The organism is Bombella saccharophila (genome assembly GCF_026385475.1).
Lineage (GTDB): Bacteria > Pseudomonadota > Alphaproteobacteria > Acetobacterales > Acetobacteraceae > Bombella > Bombella saccharophila.
The window spans coordinates 632,393-649,086 of the sequence record NZ_JANIDW010000001.1 but is presented as its reverse complement, the minus strand read 5'-3'; the positions used below and the strand labels follow the sequence as shown (position 1 = coordinate 649,086).

The 16,694-nt window shown below is 47.9% G+C and carries 17 protein-coding genes; 11 read left to right on the top strand and 6 right to left on the bottom strand.

Annotated features, from left to right (window positions below):
- Positions 1-7: 7 nt before the first annotated feature.
- Together NQF64_RS02890 and NQF64_RS02885 are read left to right on the top strand one after the other, a co-directional pair.
- The gene (locus NQF64_RS02890) at positions 8-979 is read left to right on the top strand and encodes an MlaD family protein (protein WP_266106399.1); all 972 of its coding nucleotides are present in this window, start codon (positions 8-10) and stop codon (positions 977-979) included.
- Positions 976-1,770, top strand: coding sequence for a hypothetical protein (locus NQF64_RS02885; protein ID WP_266106398.1), 795 nt, complete (start codon positions 976-978; stop codon positions 1,768-1,770). The genes NQF64_RS02890 and NQF64_RS02885 overlap by 4 nt, the downstream gene beginning before the upstream one ends.
- A 51-nt stretch (positions 1,771-1,821) precedes the next feature.
- Here the strand turns inward: NQF64_RS02885 and bioB are convergent, their stop codons facing one another.
- Positions 1,822-2,805, bottom strand: a complete 984-nt coding sequence (gene bioB, locus NQF64_RS02880; protein ID WP_099027294.1) for a biotin synthase BioB — start codon at positions 2,803-2,805, stop codon at positions 1,822-1,824.
- Positions 2,806-2,927: 122 nt separating this feature from the next.
- On the opposite strand from bioB, the gene NQF64_RS02875 reads away from it, so the two are divergent.
- The 8 genes from NQF64_RS02875 to mltG all read left to right on the top strand — a co-directional run bounded on the left by NQF64_RS02875 (position 2,928) and on the right by mltG (position 11,322).
- Positions 2,928-3,755, top strand: a complete 828-nt coding sequence (locus NQF64_RS02875) for an acyl-ACP desaturase (RefSeq protein ID WP_099027295.1) — start codon at positions 2,928-2,930, stop codon at positions 3,753-3,755.
- Between the two features lie 4 nt (positions 3,756-3,759).
- The gene (locus NQF64_RS02870; RefSeq protein WP_407651785.1) at positions 3,760-5,871 is read left to right on the top strand and encodes a M13 family metallopeptidase; all 2,112 of its coding nucleotides are present in this window, start codon (positions 3,760-3,762) and stop codon (positions 5,869-5,871) included.
- 121 nt (positions 5,872-5,992) lie between these two features.
- Positions 5,993-6,718, top strand: a complete 726-nt coding sequence (locus tag NQF64_RS02865) for a glycine betaine ABC transporter substrate-binding protein (protein WP_266106397.1) — start codon at positions 5,993-5,995, stop codon at positions 6,716-6,718.
- A 27-nt stretch (positions 6,719-6,745) separates the two neighbouring features.
- On the top strand, positions 6,746-7,690 hold the full coding sequence (gene fabD, locus NQF64_RS02860) for an ACP S-malonyltransferase (RefSeq protein WP_266106396.1): 945 nt from the start codon (positions 6,746-6,748) through the stop codon (positions 7,688-7,690).
- 12 nt (positions 7,691-7,702) lie between these two features.
- Positions 7,703-8,446, top strand: coding sequence for a 3-oxoacyl-[acyl-carrier-protein] reductase (gene fabG, locus NQF64_RS02855; protein WP_099027299.1), 744 nt, complete (start codon positions 7,703-7,705; stop codon positions 8,444-8,446).
- 130 nt (positions 8,447-8,576) lie between these two features.
- Entirely contained in the window at positions 8,577-8,819 is a 243-nt protein-coding gene (locus tag NQF64_RS02850) for an acyl carrier protein (RefSeq protein ID WP_099027300.1), read from the top strand.
- A 125-nt stretch (positions 8,820-8,944) separates the two neighbouring features.
- Positions 8,945-10,228, top strand: coding sequence for a beta-ketoacyl-ACP synthase II (gene fabF / locus NQF64_RS02845; RefSeq protein WP_099027301.1), 1,284 nt, complete (start codon positions 8,945-8,947; stop codon positions 10,226-10,228).
- Between the two features lie 53 nt (positions 10,229-10,281).
- The gene (gene mltG / locus NQF64_RS02840; RefSeq protein WP_266106395.1) at positions 10,282-11,322 is read left to right on the top strand and encodes an endolytic transglycosylase MltG; all 1,041 of its coding nucleotides are present in this window, start codon (positions 10,282-10,284) and stop codon (positions 11,320-11,322) included.
- 85 nt (positions 11,323-11,407) lie between these two features.
- Here mltG and NQF64_RS02835 read toward each other — a convergent pair whose 3' ends face one another.
- On the bottom strand, positions 11,408-12,037 hold the full coding sequence (locus NQF64_RS02835; RefSeq protein WP_257875183.1) for a lipid-binding SYLF domain-containing protein: 630 nt from the start codon (positions 12,035-12,037) through the stop codon (positions 11,408-11,410).
- Between the two features lie 107 nt (positions 12,038-12,144).
- Positions 12,145-12,939 carry an inositol monophosphatase family protein gene (locus tag NQF64_RS02830; RefSeq protein WP_266106394.1) on the bottom strand — a complete coding sequence of 265 codons (795 nt, stop codon included), beginning with the start codon at positions 12,937-12,939 and terminating at the stop codon, positions 12,145-12,147.
- A gap of 193 nt (positions 12,940-13,132) precedes the next feature.
- Between NQF64_RS02830 and NQF64_RS02825 the strand changes: the two genes are divergently transcribed.
- A complete protein-coding gene (locus NQF64_RS02825; protein ID WP_099027305.1) occupies positions 13,133-14,020 on the top strand; it encodes a glucosamine inositolphosphorylceramide transferase family protein in 888 nt (295 codons plus the stop codon).
- Positions 14,021-14,037: 17 nt separating this feature from the next.
- Here NQF64_RS02825 and NQF64_RS02820 read toward each other — a convergent pair whose 3' ends face one another.
- From NQF64_RS02820 to NQF64_RS02810, 3 genes are read right to left on the bottom strand one after another with little or no spacing between them, the layout of a single operon-like run.
- Positions 14,038-14,793 (bottom strand): nucleotidyltransferase family protein, encoded by a 756-nt coding sequence (locus NQF64_RS02820; protein WP_266106393.1) that lies wholly within the window; start codon positions 14,791-14,793, stop codon positions 14,038-14,040.
- Positions 14,790-15,596 carry a sterol desaturase family protein gene (locus tag NQF64_RS02815; RefSeq protein WP_099027307.1) on the bottom strand — a complete coding sequence of 269 codons (807 nt, stop codon included), beginning with the start codon at positions 15,594-15,596 and terminating at the stop codon, positions 14,790-14,792. Before NQF64_RS02815 ends, NQF64_RS02820 begins: the two co-directional genes overlap by 4 nt.
- Positions 15,593-16,693: an LptF/LptG family permease gene (locus tag NQF64_RS02810; protein ID WP_099027308.1), complete on the bottom strand. Its 1,101-nt coding sequence runs from the start codon at positions 16,691-16,693 to the stop codon at positions 15,593-15,595. Before NQF64_RS02810 ends, NQF64_RS02815 begins: the two co-directional genes overlap by 4 nt.
- Between the last annotated feature and the right edge of the window lies 1 nt (position 16,694).

The following is a 16,694-nucleotide window of genomic DNA, read 5'->3' as shown; positions in this document are numbered from 1 at the left end:
GAGATGAATGATGCGTTCCCTGCGTTTACGTCGCCAGACGGGTTTGTCTGCTCCCTTATTTCGAAGCACTTTTGTTGATGAATGGGTGGGATTGTTGGTCTTAATTGCCATTGTAATCCTAACAGCGACCCTAGTGGAGGCGGGCTTATTGAAGCAATGGTTGACGCCTGCTGGACGTATTCACTTTGTCTTGCCAGAGAGTGGTGTAGCGGGGTTGGCAGTTAATAATGATATTGAGGTTATGGGGGTGCGTGTTGGAGAGATACGCAAACTAGACCTTAATGAGTCTGGTCGGATGTATGCTGAAGGGACGATTGAGCCACATTTTGAGCGTTATATCCGTAGCGATAGCATTGCCACTATTAAGAGACGTCTAGTGGTAACCGGTGCGGGATATATCGAAATTAGTCGTGGGCAAGGCCAGCCGTTAAATTGGGGCTACGCAGTTTTAAACACAAATATTGATCCCAATCCGGCCGATATGATCATTCAAACCTTAACAGACCTACGTGCGAGCCTTCTTCCAGCTATGAGTAATGTTCAGGATATTACGAAGCAAGCACGTGATATTATGACGGATTTACACGCGGGTAAGGGAACAGCCGGGGCACTGTTAACGCGGGAGGAAACAGCTGATCATATTAACGCGATTCTTCTCAGTCTGAACCAAGCGATTGAGAATGTTCAGCCACTAGAGCGTAAGCTTCAGATCACTTTAGATGAAGCTAATGGCACGATGAAGAACGTAAATAATATGACAAATGGCTTTAAAAATTCGGTCCCAGATGTCAATCGAACAATTCATAATGTTGCAGAAGCAACTGAGCAGTTACCGTCTGTTTTGGCTGAGGCTGAAGCAACAGCGGAAAGTCTTAGACAGTTGAGCGAGCAGTTACGTGGTTTGTGGTTCCTTGGTGGGCATGGGAACCATAAAAAATCTCAAACGCGTCGCCTTCCAGCACGGGAGGTAAAGCCATGAGGTCGTGGCTGCTTCCTGGTTTTGCGTTGTTTATAGTAGGAGCGCTCGCAGGGTGTTTTGGAGGCGGGGGGGATCAAAAAGGATGGAACGATCCGCGCTATAAAAATGCAATGGATGTTGGGAATAGCATATTTTCCTTAGAACATATAAAGCCTGCCCGGCAGCAATATAAAGCTGCGTTGGATAGGGCTTTGCTGGCTAATAATACGCAGGCCATTTACGATGCAGGTTTTAATCTGGCCCTGAGTGAGTTGCGTTTAAAAGCTTTTCAGGACTGCCTTGCCACCGTTCAAAAAGTGATGCAGGCCCTTACCGTGCGCGGCTGGACAGACGCACAACAGGCCGGTTTACACCTAATTCGTGCCAGTGTTTTTTATGAGCAGAGGCGCTGGCACGATTCTTTAACAGAAGCCAATTTGGCACGTAATAGTAGAGATAGTGATATCCAGGCAGAAGCTTATGCTGTAGCTGGTTTAGATGCTGCTATATTGCAGGATAGGCCTCAACTGGAAGAATCTATTACACATCTTTCTACAAGTCATGACCTGCGGGATAAGACGAATTTGCGAGAATTGCTTGTTTATAGAGAGTTGATGGATCAACAGTGGCAGCGTGCCGCGGATGATGCACATAGTCTTGCGCAAAGTCGAGAAGAAGCGTTGAATTACGAATCAATGCGGCGCGCACTCAGACTGCAGGCCCAGGCTTTAGAGGCCATGGGACAGAAGGAAGAGGCACGTAATCTCCTTCAACAAGTGGTGGATAGTCAAAAGACACAATCCACCCCGTGATTGTTTTAGAAAACAGGCTCCCAAATAAAAATGAGAGCCTGTTGGGGGCTATTAAGCGTGGACCATAGGCGTCATGCCCAGCATGGCCAGGAGTTTGGTATCACGGTTCTGGGCAGGATTGGGTGTAGTAAGGAGTTTTTCTCCCCAGAAGATAGAGTTGGCCCCAGCGAGGAAGCAGAGCGCGTGTGTGGATTCGGACATATTTTCACGCCCTGCGGCAAGGCGTACATGGCTTGCAGGCATCATAATGCGTGCTGTGGCAATGACACGGGCAAAAGTAATGGGATCCACAGTCTCTTCATCAGCTAGGGGAGTGCCCTCCACGCGGACAAGGAGATTAATCGGCACACTTTCTGGGTGTGTTGGTAAAGTTGCTAAGGTAGTGAGCAATCCGGCACGGTCTTGGCTATCTTCGCCCATGCCGATAATCCCGCCACAACAGATTTTAATCCCCGCATCACGCACATTCGCCAGCGTATCCAAACGCTCTTGGTAGGTGCGTGTGGTGATAATCTTGCCGTAAAAATCCTCTGACGTATCAAGATTATGGTTGTAATAATCCAACCCGGCATCCTTTAACCGTGCAGACTGGCTAGGGGTAAGCATCCCAATGGTTAGGCATGTCTCAAGACCCAAAGCTTTTACCTCTTCTACCATGCGGCATACGGCATCAAGATCGCGGTCTTTAGGTGCGCGCCAGGCTGCTCCCATACAAAACCGGCCTGCCCCGGCCTCTTTAGAGCGTTTGGCATCAGCGATAACGCGCTCTAACGGCATGAGTTTTTCTGCCTCCATGCGCTTATCGTGATGGGCACTTTGTGGGCAGTAGGCGCAATCCTCCGGGCAGCCCCCACTCTTGATGGAAAGTAGAGTCGATATCTGCACTTTAGTAGGGTCAAAAAACTGACGATGTGCCTGTTGCGCTTGGAAGATTAATTCGGGGAAGGGCAGGGCCAATAGGGCTTCTGCTTCCTCTCGTGTCCAATCATGCCGAAGGTGAGGGGCGTGCGGCACAGGGCAGGGTTGTTCAGTCATTAAGCTTTTCTCTCCAAGTTAGCTGCCTACACCTATCCAAAATGAGCACGCTATGCCATCTGAAAAGTGTGCTAAATACATGATGGTTGCATAATCATCATGGGTATGAGGAGTGTGGTTGTATGAAACATTGGCAGATCGACCAAATGGACTGGGATGCTTTTGACGCTACAAAAGTGAGTCCGGATATCCTTGCTTTGGTAAAGGCGGCCTCCGTAGTGGAGCGTAATGCGCGGGATTATACAATTTACCTTCGCAATGTCTTTCATGATGATTCGGGCTTTCGCGATGCTGCAGAGAATTGGGCTGAAGAAGAAGTCCAACATGGCGATGCGTTAGGTAAATGGGCGATGCTGGCAGATCCCAATTGGGATTATAGGGAGGCATTTAATCGCTACCGTGAAGCCTATAAAATTGATACGGATGTCTCGTCCTCCATCCGTGGCTCACGCACGGGTGAGTTGATTGCACGTTGTATGGTGGAGACGGGGACATCCTCCTTTTATACCGCGCTAGCTGATGCGACAGATGAACCCGTTTTAAAGGCCGTTTGCAAACAAATAGCCGCTGACGAATATCGGCATTTCAAGCTTTTTTATGACAATATGCACCGTTATTTAGACCGTGAAAAATTAGGCCGCTGGTTCCGGTTGCGGATTGCCCTCAGCCGCGTAATGGAAAGTGAAGATGATGAATTAGCCACTGCTTATTACATTACGAATACACACGGTGAAGCACATTATAATCATAAAGACTTCATCGCGGCTTATATGGCGCGTGCTTTGTCTTTTTATCAGCAGAAGCATCTGGACCGTGTAACAGCGATGATTCTCAAAACCTCTGGTTTGACACCACATTCCAAGATGCAGGCATGGTTAGCAAAGCTGTTCCATAAAATTATTGCATGGAAGCAGAAATCCTACGCGCGCTATTTAGCACAACAGGCTTGAGGGTATGATGAAAGTTAACGCTCTATCATTGCGTAAATTATTAAAGCAGGGCAGCATCCTCATGATGATGGGGGCTGGATTTATGGGGGGGGCTGTAACGCCTAGCCTTGCTCAAGAGCCTGCATTATCTATTCAGCCTTACCAAAATGGCTGGGGGTTTGACCAAGAGGGCATGGACCCAACCACCCCACCGGGGCAAGATTTCTTCACCTACGCTAATGGGCGTTACATCACGCAGTTGCATATCCCCGATGATATGAGTAGCTATGGGCCGTTTCATATTCTATTTGAGTTATCCCAAGCGCGGCAGCGGAGCTTATTGGAGTCTTTATCGCCTTCAGGGAAGAATGATGAACAACATAAGCTTGCTATCTTTTACCATAGCTATTTGGACCAAGCCGCTGTGGATGCACAAGGGATAACCCCTTTGCATGATGAGTTAGCACAAATCCAAGCTGCAAAAGATGCGCCTTCCTTTGCTCATCTCTTTGGAGCAGCGGCAGGCTCCTTATCGTTTAGTCCTTTTGCATTGGATATTGAGCAAGACCAAGCAGACCCAACCCGGTATATGTTAATGCTGGACCAAGGGATGAGTATTGGCATTAGCGGTGGCTTGGGCTTGCCTGACATTAGCTATTATACAAACCCTAAATTAGCCCCGCAAAAGCAAGCATATCAGGCTTATATCTTGCAAATGCTCAAGCTTATTCAATGGCCGGAGCCAGAGCATAACGCCGCTGCTATTATGGAGTTAGAGACAGCCCTCGCGAAGGTTGAGACACCACGGGATCAAACGCGTGACCCATTAAAAATGTTCAACCCGATGAAGGTGAAAGATCTCATCACTCTCGCGCCCTCTATAGATTGGATGACCTATTTACGCTCTATGGGACTGCCGGAGCGTGGTTTAGCAGAGCGTGTGATTGATGTGCGGGAGCCTCACTCAATTGCGGCGATGGCGCAGATTATTGCAGGGACAGAGAGCACAACATTGCGGGCATGGCTGGCATTTCATCTCGCCGATAATGCTGCCCCCTATCTGTCCCATGATGTCTCCGATGCGTCCTTTGCTTTTAATGGTCGTACGCTAAGCGGTATCACGCAACAGCCAGTCCGTTGGAAGCGGGCTGTGCGTGTCACAAACACGGCAATGGGTTGGGCTTTAGGACGGCTTTATGTGCAGCATTATTTCCCTCCAGAAGCCAAAGAGCGCATCACCAACCTTGTTAATGAGCTAAAAACCGCCTTCCGCTGGCGGCTAGAGCATAATGACTGGATGGACAGCCCTACACGTAAAGCTGCGTTGGTAAAGTTGGATCATTTCGCTATGCAGGTTGGCTACCCGCGGAAATGGTGGGATTATTCCGCTTTGGAGGTCCGAGCGGGGGATGTGTATGGCAATGCTTCACGCGCGGCAGCGTTTAATTGGCAGCATCGCCTCCATCAGCTTGACCGCCCTGTGGACCGGGACGAATGGGATATGACGCCACAAACCGTCAATGCCTATAATGACCCGGTAAAGAACGAAATTGTCTTCCCCGCAGCCATTCTTCAACCGCCCTTTTTTGACCCTAAAGGCGATATGGCGGTGAATTATGGTGGGATTGGCGGTGTTATTGGCCATGAGATGAGCCATGGTTTTGATGACCAAGGCCGTCATTATGATGAGCATGGCCGTTTGCATGATTGGTGGAGCCAAGCATCTTCACAGGCTTTTGAGGCACGAGCAAAACGGCTCGGGGCGCAATATGACGCCCAAGAGGTTCTACCGGGGCTGCATGTAAATGGCACGATGACCATGGGGGAGAATATTGCAGACCTTGGCGGGCTGAATCTTGCCCTCCAAGCCTATCATAATAGCCTTCACGGTAAGGATGACCAACCATTGCATGGTTGGACAGGGGACCAACGTGTGTTCTTAGGCTGGGCGCAAGTATGGCGCGAGAAGGACCGCCCCGATGCGCTGCGGCGTCAGGTCTTATCGAACGAGCATGCACCAGCGCGTAGCCGGGTGAATATGCCCGCTCATAATATCGACCTCTGGTATAAAGCTTTTGCAGTTCATGCAGGAGATGCGCTTTACCTACCACCGCAAGAGCGCGTTAAAATTTGGTAGCTCTTAGGGGCAAATCTTCCATAGAGGCCTTTAGTGGGTGGGCAAACAGAGCTAAGGGCTTCACAAAGGGGTAGGCTATAGCTATCCCAAGGCATCTTTTATAAACGTAAGGCAGTTTTCTATGTCATATCTCACTATTGGTCATCTCTACACGGCGTTACATGCTGCCTGTGCTAGTGGCGTGGCCCGTGTTATCGAGGCGAATGGTGAGGATGTCGCCTATGCGGATTTAAGCGCAGATGAACGCTTAGCTGCGTTGGATGAGGGGCGTGTTGATATTCTTGTCTCAGCATGGTTCCCGCAGGATGATGCTTTATTAGCTCATGGTCATGAGATTCTCGGCAGTTTATATCATCCAGAAATCAAGCTTTCTGCTCTTAAAAAAGCAGGGAAAGGGGCGAATTGGACAGTGGGGGAGTTTACCTCCTTGCTGACCACCGCAGCAGCGCAGCCTTATCTTGAAAAAGCTATGGAAGCCCGGCCGGAGCTTAAAGAATTGCCCCTAGAAGTTCTAGCCCCGGAGGCTGTTTTAGAGCGTGTAAAGCAGGCAGAAGAAGCGGGGGAATGCCCATTGATTGCTCTATGGCAGCCTCACGCTATCTTCCATACCGATATGCTGGCCGAGCTACCGGGGGGAGACCTCTTAGCGGGGCAGGAGCAAACTGCACGGTTGGTTTTGCGTAAAGGACTACGCGATGAAGTGGATGAGGATATGTTGGATGAATTATCCATCATGATGCTCAGTAATAAAGTGATGAGTGCTTTGGATTATGCAGTGAGCGTTGATGGTATGGGGCCGGAGGAGGCCGCTGAATCATGGCAGCGTGGCCGGCTGATTCCTCGGTAATAATCTAGCAGTTTGGAGAGAGTGAATATGACAGGTCAGGCATTTGTTTTCCCCGGTCAGGGGAGTCAATCTGTCGGGATGGGAGCGGAGCTTCATAAGGCCTTCCCCGTTGCCCGCGCTGTGTTTGAGGAAGTGGACGAGGCTCTTAGCTTCAATCTGTCTCGGTTGATGTTCGAGGGGGATGCTGCAGAGCTTACAGCAACAGAGAATACCCAACCCGCGTTATTTGCCGTCTCTATGGCCGTTGTGCGTGTTTTGGAACATGAGGGTGGGTTTGCCCTTAAAGAGAAAGCGGCAGTGCTAGCAGGTCATTCTTTAGGGGAATATGCCGCTTTAACTGCCGCTGGTGTTATGGGGATCAGCGAGGGCGCACGTCTTTTACGGTTGCGTGGGCAAGCTATGCAACGCGCCGTCCCTGTTGGGCAAGGCGGTATGGCTGCTCTCCTAGGTGTAGAGCCAGATGTAGCACAAAATATTTGTGCCGAATGTGCCAAAGGGGACGTGTTAGAAATTGCTAATGACAATGGCGGTGGTCAGATTGTTCTTTCTGGTCATATAGCGGCAATAGAGCGCGCCATGGAGGCAGCAAAAGCGCGGGGTATCCGCCGCGTTGTCAAATTGCCGGTATCCGCTCCCTTCCATTCTTCCCTGATGGCTCCAGCCGCGCAGGAGATGAAGGAGGCCTTGGCACAGGCAGAACTTCATCCAGCAGAGATTCCGGTTATCGCTAATGTGACTGCTGCGATCGTCTCCCAACCGGATGAGATTCGGTCTTTATTAGTGCAACAAGTAACTGGACGTGTACGGTGGCGGGAGACGGTTCTCGCTATGGCTGATAAAGCTATTACAAACCAGCATGAGCTAGGGGCTGGTAAGGTGCTGACAGGGCTTGCACGCCGCATCGTACCGGATTTATCAGCCGACCATGCCGGAACCCCGGCAGAAATTGAAGCGATGTTGAAGACGTTTTAAGAGGAATAAGCGATGTTTTCTTTATCAGGTAAAATGGCATTGATTACGGGGGCATCTGGCGGGATTGGTGCCGCCATTGCACGCCAGCTACATGAGCGCGGTGCTATTGTAGTCCTCAGTGGCACGCGTGAGGGGGCCTTGCAGGAGGTCGCTGCGACTCTAGGGCAAGAGCGTGTTCATATTGTGACAGCCAATCTCTCTGATGCCACAGCCGCAGATGAGCTTGTCAGCCGTGCAGAGGAGGCAGCGGGGCATCCCTTGGATATTCTCGTCAATAATGCTGGTCTGACGCGGGATACTTTGGCAGTACGGATGAAAGATGAAGATTGGACGCAGGTGCTCAAGGTGGATTTGGAGAGCCCATTTCGCCTCGCCCGTGCGGCCTTAAAGGGCATGCAACGGCGGCGGAGCGGGCGGATTATTTCTATTTCCTCCATCGTAGGGACAATCGGCAATCCCGGTCAGGCCAATTACGCAGCGGCTAAGGCTGGCCTTGTTGGGATGAGCAAATCCCTTGCTCAAGAGGCTGGGCGTCGTGGGGTAACGGTTAATGTTGTAGCCCCCGGTTTTGTCGAGACCGCTATGACGGATGCCCTACCAGACTCTGTGCGTGAGAAATTAACAAGCAATATCCCGCTTGGGCGTATGGGCAAACCAGAAGATGTGGCGGGAGCCGTGGTTTACCTAGCCTCAGATGAGGCTGGGTGGGTGACGGGTACGACACTTCATGTTAATGGTGGGATGGCCATGGTCTGAAAAGTTTGGCGTTTATCAGAAAACGTGCTAAGCGCGCCCTGCTTTGCCTGACGAAGATCAGAGTATGGCTTTAAATCGGGCAGGTTTTTTTCTTAAGCAAACCCAGTAGGGTAGTAAGGATTTAAGACAGATGAGCAACGAAATCGCTGACAAGGTGAAGAAGATCGTCGTCGAGCATTTGGGTGTTGAGGAAGATAAGGTAAAGCCGGATGCTTCCTTCATCGATGATCTCGGTGCTGACAGCCTGGATACGGTTGAGCTTGTAATGGCTTTTGAAGAGGCATTCTCCGTTGAAATTCCGGAAGATGCTGCAGAGAAAATCGCCACCGTAAATGACGCGATTGAATATATCAGCAAGCAGAAAGCTGCCTGATTTTATAGTGTGGTAGAATGATGGGGAGCGGGCAGCTTGGGTTGTTCGCTCTTACCGTCATGGAGGCGAAGCGGAAGATACCGTTTCGCTTTATCTGTATTTAGGAATTATGAGGTAAGGCGGCGATGAGCGGTTCTGGAACGAGCAGAAAACGTGTGGTCGTTACGGGGATAGGCGTAGTAAGCCCGTTGGCTGTTGGTGCAGAACTGACGTGGAAACGTCTTATCGAGTCACAATCTGGCATTGGGCGCATCACGCAGTTTGATGCTTCCGGTTTGCCTGCGCAAATTGCTGGAGAAGTGCCAGAAGGGCCAACGGCAGAAGGTGGTTTAACCCTCTCTGATTGGGTTCCCGTTAAAGAGCAAAAGAAGATGGATCGTTTTATCCATCTTGGTTTGGCAGCGGGGATTCAAGCTGTAGAAGATTCTGGATGGAAACCAGAATCTGAGGAGGACCGTTGCGCAACAGGGGTCATGATGGGCTCTGGCATTGGCGGATTAAAGACGATTTATGATAACTCCGTTCTGGTGTCCTCTGGGAAGGCACGCCGCCTGTCGCCTTTCTTTATTCCATCTTCCTTAATCAATTTGACGGCAGGGCATCTGTCCATCCGTTACGGTTTTAAAGGTCCAAATCATGCCGTTGTGACGGCTTGTGCTTCTGGCACTCACGCAATTGGTGATGCATCACGCTTGATCCAACATGGTGATGCTGATGTGATGATTGCTGGCGGCGCGGAATCGGCCATTTGTGAACTAGGAATTGCCGGTTTCTGTTCAGCACGTGCACTTTCTACAAGCTTTAATGACAGCCCGACGACTGCATCCCGTCCGTGGGATGAAGAACGTGATGGCTTCATTATGGGCGAGGGGGCCGGTGTTGTCGTACTAGAAGAATACGAACATGCTAAACGGCGTGGTGCCAAAATTTATGGTGAAATTGGTGGATATGGCCTCTCTGGCGATGCGTATCATATCACTGCTCCCGCCGAGAATCATGAAGGTGCCTTCCGGGCTATGCAAGCAGCCCTAAAAGATGCGCGCGTAACGCCTTCCGATATTGGTTATGTCAATGCTCATGGTACATCCACTATGGCAGATGATTTAGAGTTAGGGGCTGTAGAACGCCTTTTTGGAGATGCTGCGGCCGGGGCGAGTATGTCCTCCACCAAGTCTGCTATCGGTCATTTGCTCGGTGCAGCTGGCGCTGTGGAAGCTATCTTCTGTTTGCAAGCTATGCGTGACGGTATTCTGCCGCCAACGCTTAATCTCGATAAACCTTCTCGTGAGAGTGTGATGGATCGTATCCCCCATACAGCTAAGGAGAAGCATGTTGATATCGCTCTCTCCAACAGTTTTGGCTTCGGCGGCACGAATGCAAGCCTTATCCTAAAACGCTTTAAAGCATGATCTTCCCGTAAGATAGTTTTAGGTGTTGCTTAGCATGGCTTAAGGAGAGAAAAATGCCGGAGACCCCTGCGCCAAGTAACCAAGAAAAAGAGGCAGTGCCCAATAGTACACGTCGCCGATTTGTTACTAAGGGACGTGTGTTAGCCTTAATGCTTGTTGCGGCGGGGGGAAGCCTTTTTGCGGGATATGGACATTATACGGACCCTGGGCCTTTGCAGGGGGAGCGTGTCGTTGTTATTCCACGCGGAGGGGTTGATCGTGTTGTCCATGTTCTACAAGAAAATGGAATATTGGCGCCTGGTCTTGTTTCTTCTCTCTTTTTTAAGCTGGCCCTTTTTTCGACAAAGTCTCAAGGGCCGATCCATGCTGCCGAGTTAAAATTCCCTGATAGGGTTTCTATAGCACATAGTTTGGTTATTTTGCGTCATGGTCAACCTGTACCGCATAGCTTGACCATAGCAGAAGGGCTAACGGCTCGTCGTATTCACGCTTTGCTTATACAGGCTCCGGTATTGCAGGGAACAGTGGAAGAAATTCGGGAAGGAGAGGTCGCGCCGCAAACATTTTTTTATGTGTGGGGAACGGAGAGGCAGACACTCCTAACCCATATGAAAAAATTGATGAATACCCAACTAAAAGAGGTCTGGGAGAATAGAGACCAAAGTGCTTTACAAGGGGTCATCACAACACCAGAGCAATTATTAATTTTAGCATCGTTAATTGAGAGAGAAACCGCCCTACCAGAAGAACGGGCACAAATAGCAAGAGTCTTTATCAATCGTTTAAAACGCGGGATGAAATTACAAACAGACCCAACAGTGATTTATGCGGTAAGTCAAGGCGAGGGTATTCTTCCAAGGGCTTTGACAAAAGCAGATCTGCAATTCGATAGTCCATATAATAGTTATTTATACGTGGGCCTTCCGCCAGGGCCGATATGTTCACCAGGACGGGATGCTTTAGAGGCAGCGGCTCATCCTGCTGAAGGGGATGCTTTATATTTTGTCGCGACAGGACATGGAGGTCATAATTTTTCTCATAGTTTAGCTGAGCATATCGAGCATGTTCATAGTTACCGCCATATAAGCCACTGAGGCTTTAACTTTTAACCATTCTTTAAAAAAGCCCTCCTTTTTAATAAGAGGGCTTTTCGTTTAGCAAAAATTAGAAATTGCGCTTTTAGCGAGCAACAGCTTTCATCATCATACGACGAAGAGGATCTGCCGCCTTATTGTTGACGCGCATGTTAATGACAATATCCTCAGGACCAACAACTTGTCCGTAATAAGCACGGTTTGCCGCATTATTAGGCTTGAGTTTGCTGCTCCCTAAAGAGACGCCAGCAAAAACACCATTGCTTTTTTGTAGGGCATAAACTTCGCGATGATCGTTCGTAGCATTTGTTGCATGTGGGCCAAAACCAGCATCAGCACTAGCATCAAACGTATACTCGTGATCCATCATAGATAAAACAGCTTTATGAGACGTAATGATGAGGAAGAGCTGGCTATGCTGATAACCTGCTTGCAATCCAAAAGAGCCAGCACTGAGATGATAGAATGCAGGGTCAGACCAAGAGTTATTGGCACCACGCCCCATGAGAACGCATGTCCCCCCAGTACCACCGAAAACTAGGGACATCTTGGTGACATCAGGGCAAATAACAATTGCCTTGGCATCGCGAAGTAGTTGTACAGTGTGCAAGTTTGACTTAGAATCGATGAAGGCAGATTGTACCGCAAAAGCTGCTTTATCGATTAATGCCTGTTGCTTCCGCGGGGTGGAAACATCGGCTGCACATGCATTCATCGCCAGTATGCTTGTGGCGACGACTACAGCACGAGTAATGAACGCAAAAGGTTTTGACATAAAGCTCTCCTATCATGAATAAAGGGACTGCCCTTACTAATATAAACTTAATTTAGTGGAACGCCTAGAGCTTTAGATAAAGGATTTACAATTAATGGGGCAGAAGCAAATATCGGGGTACGTTGGGTCAATCCTCCGTTTTTTAGGAAAGGGGATACATAAGCCCCTGCCTCATGTAATATGACAAGAGCAGCGGCTACATCCCATAGAAAAATAACATACTCATAATAACCATCAGAACGCCCACAAGCGACATCGGCAAGTGCTAAAGCACCGGAGCCAAGAGAACGTGGCATGGAGCCTTGCTCTATAAGGGAATTCATTTTCTCTGGGTACCATCCCTTTGGTACATAAGGAGACCACCCGATTTCCACCATGGACTCTCTTATATTGTCAGTTGTCGCGGCATGGATCTTTTTATCATTCAGAAAGGCACCTTGGCCTAAACGGGCAGTAAAAGTTTCGTTCAGAAGCGGCGCTTCAATAATGCCAGCAACGGGCGTCTCACCATGCATTAATCCTACAGAAATACACCATCTTTTTCGCCCCCGAGCATAATTAGACGTTCCGTCAATAGGATCAATAATCCAGCGAAAGAGACCTACGGTTGTTTCGCCATATTCCTCACCTAAGAAAGAATCGTTGGGGAATAAATCGGATAAGTGCTCTACGAGAAAAGTTTCAACAGCTTTATCAGCTGCTGTCACATAATTTTGATGCCCTTTCAATTCAGCAACAGGCTTTCCAGGAGCAGGCTGCATTTTTATTGCCAACTTTGAAGCGTCTTTAATAATTTTTAATGCCGCTTGGAAGCGGGAATCAATCTCAGATGTGCACGGCATTTCAGGATCTCTCGATGAGTTATTTAAAAAATAAAGGGACGTTGGGGAGGATATAAGGTGAAGGAATTTTTCTCAACTAGAGTTGATATAGAACATTGAACAATATGGGGTTGAAATGAAAAGGAGCCTTTCATACGGAAAAAGGGGATTGTATGATGGGGGAACTAGAGAACGCATCTGTAAGGTAAAAATTATGCAACTTTTTAAAATGGATTATTGGCGCTCAGCAATTTTGCATGCCCCTTTTGAACAGATCTTTCATCAAAATAGTTTAGATGATGTTGACATGACCTTTTTGCCATCATGTGGTCAAGAAGGGTTTTTGGCTGATCCTTTTGGGTTATGGCAGGACGGCAAGCTTTATGTCTTTGCTGAATTTTATGATTATAAGAAAAGCAAAGGCGTTATTGATGTTCTTATTTATGATCAAACATTTACCTTATTAGAGCGACGCACTGTTTTAAAAGAGAAATGGCACCTCTCATATCCATATGTTTTTCGATATGAGGGAGCGATTTATATGCTTCCCGAAGGTTATAAGTCAGGACGCTTAACTTTATACAAGGCTCGTTCCTTCCCTTACGAATGGGAGAAGGTTTCTGCTTTTATGTTTCCGATTGGTGCTATTGATGCAACACCGCTTTATCATGCCGGGCGGTGGTGGTTATTTTGGACTCCTCCTGAACCAAAATCATGCAGGCAAAGTACCCTACATATCGCTCTAGCAGAGGAGTTGACAGGCCCGTGGTGTGATCTAGGTCGTTTTCTTATTGATAAGAGTGGAGCACGCCCCGGCGGTACACCTTTTGTAGAAGGAGAGGATGTTTTTTTACCAGTTCAGGATTGCAGCGTAACTTATGGAGGGGGGCTGCGCCTTCTTCAGTTATCTGGGTTTAATAAAGGAAGGCCTTCATTATGTGGAGGTGAAGCTGTACCGTTACATACGCCGGAATTGAGAGAATATCCTGATGGTATGCATACGCTTTCGGCGGCAGGACCTGTCACCTTAGTTGATTTTAAAAAAATTCGATGTGGAGTACGGCCGGCCATTCTTAAGCTTAGAAAAACCTTCCTAAAGTAATCTTGCTTTAGGAAGGTTTATGAGCCTTTCAATAATTGCGTTGCAAGTTGAGCATCGGCGGGTTTATCAACGTCCACAGCGGCACGTCCGTCCGAGAGAGGCAGCAAGCGGACATAGGCCCCTGTTAATGTGTGAATTCTCTCTTCTAATCGTTGTACGCTAAGTGTTTTGGTAAGGAGGCGTAAAATAACAGGTAATCCTAATATCCGTGCCATGCGCCAGGGATGCTTACGATGATGCTGTAACCGACACCATAGTTTGATGACGTTTAGAGATTTGGCCGTGCCTAACCAAAAAAGATTACACCCTGAAAAACTGATATCAGAAAGGTGAATATAAGTCCGTTTTGTTTGGGGCACGTCCCGTTGGATTGTACTCTTTAAAGCGATCCCGGCAGAAATATCCGCCTTGATCAAAAGGCTTTTTTGGAGAAACTCCTTAACCCATTCAGGTTGAAGCAGTGCATGATCAGCTGTTGTTACAAGACAAGGCGTGCCAATTCGTGCAATGGCTTGCAGAACACTTTCACTAGGAGAAGGGCCAGCTTGTAAAATAGCAACACGCCCCCTCAAATGACTAAGGCAGTGAGGTTGTTCTATGCTGACCCATATGTGTCCGATCTCAGGGGTTTGTTCTAACGCGTGGACAACGCGATCAATCATCGGCACTCCTTGGATTGGAAGGAGTGCCTTATGTGTAACATTACCCATTTGAGCCAACGGATCACGCTCTCCATCGCGTGATCCGGCTAAAATCAAAACAGGAATTGTCATGCGCTTTTGGCAAGCTCTTCTTTTTTTGGTGCACGTGCAGGGTCAGGCCGATCACGCGGAGGTGCGCCCGTACGGCGCATAACCCAAGGATAGCGCTCGGCTTCTTCCACTGTGTAGCCTAGATTAAAAACATAAGGACTGCGAGGACGGTCTTTAGCCGCGCGATAGAAAGTTCCCATTAAACGATCAGGAAGATAATTCGTGATACCATAGTTCCCATCTTCATCATGAAAATGATGTAGCACATGAAGTTGTTTAATATATACCACCCACTGCCAGCGCGGTTTATAAGCGAGGTGCTGGATACAATGAAAAAATTCGTAAATACATGTCATCACCAAGGCTGTAGACAACGCAGAAAAGGCACCACTCCAACCACCAATGATAGCACCAATTGGCATGGTTATTGCCATCATTGTTGGAACCGTATTTAAAGGAGAACCGAACAATACTTCCAAAAGATGCGGGTCTTGATGATGATCGAAGTGAATACGCTTCCACATAGATGCTGTAATTGGATTGCGATAAAACCAACGTCCGTGAAGGATATAGCGATGAATAATATACCAGGCTGTTGGGTAAACAGCGACGATAACAGGAATAGGAATAATTAATCCCCACCAGCTATGGCGTAGATACAAGCTGAGCGCAGCCGTTGTGATAATAAGGGCAAAATAGAGCAAGATCGTAGGATAAGTGAGATAGGCAGCCCATAATTGAGAAAGGTTCATCTTTCCCAAGTCATAACTTCTGCCTTGATGCATAAGAGTCGTGCCCTGAAAAAACTTTTTAAACGTACTCATTTTTCCTCCATTCGCAGTATCCAGGCCAAGCTGAACAGGGCCGCCACAACCTGACCAGAACATATAGCGAGTAATATGGGAAGGGAACCCGCATTTCCCAAGGCAGAAATCATACCTTGGAGGATAACGATACCCAACCCAGCTGCCATCACATATACAGGGAGAGGGGTTCTTAACCCCGCACGTGGTGGAATATATGTGATAGGCAACGTAACAAGAAGCATTACGGCCATCTGCAACGGCAAGAACAAGATAGCATATAGTGCCATAAAATAATTTGACTTAGGTAAATTTAAGGGGGCTTTTCCAGAAAAAATTTCTCGGAATTGATGGGGAGTATAATAAATTCCAGGAAGGGTCATATTAATGATCTCTGTTGGCGTGACCGCAAGAGACGGCGGAAAAAACTCAGACGTTATCTTTGCTTGCGTATTGTTTTGGTACAAATTAATGCGACTAAATGTCCCATGGGCCACCCATTGCTTATTTTCGTATGTTAAATTTTCGTAATATTGTGTGGCTGTAAGGGCTCCCCCTTCTGGATCACGGCGATAAAGCGTAACGTGCGATAATATATTCCCACCGTGACTTATGGATTCTATTCTAACAATGTCAGACCCCGTACGAAACCACAGACTATGGAGGTCATCTGTAGCATGAGCTTGAGTTGCGCCTTCATTCCACCAGCGGTTTAACTCCTGTTCAAAAGGAGGCACAACCCAAAATTTTAAAGCAATACAAATAATGCTTAGGAGTAATGGGCCAGGCAAAAGATAACGAAACATATTAAGTGTGGAAAGACCCGCGGCGCGTAATACAGCGATTTCGCTTGAAAGAGCCATTCTTAATAAGGTGAATAGACCGCCAATCATTACGGAAAGGGGCATAATCTCAACAAGTAGTGTGGGGAGATGTAGTCCTACATATTTTAAGATACCGATAAAGCCTAGATTACGATCAAGAATGGTCGAAGCATCATCTAACAAGGCTAGAATTTCAAGAAGTGCCGTCAATACGCAACAGCAAATGAGTATTTTAGAAATAAGAGGACGAAGGAAAACCTTCAATAAGGTGGTTTGGAAGAAGAGAAATCTCATA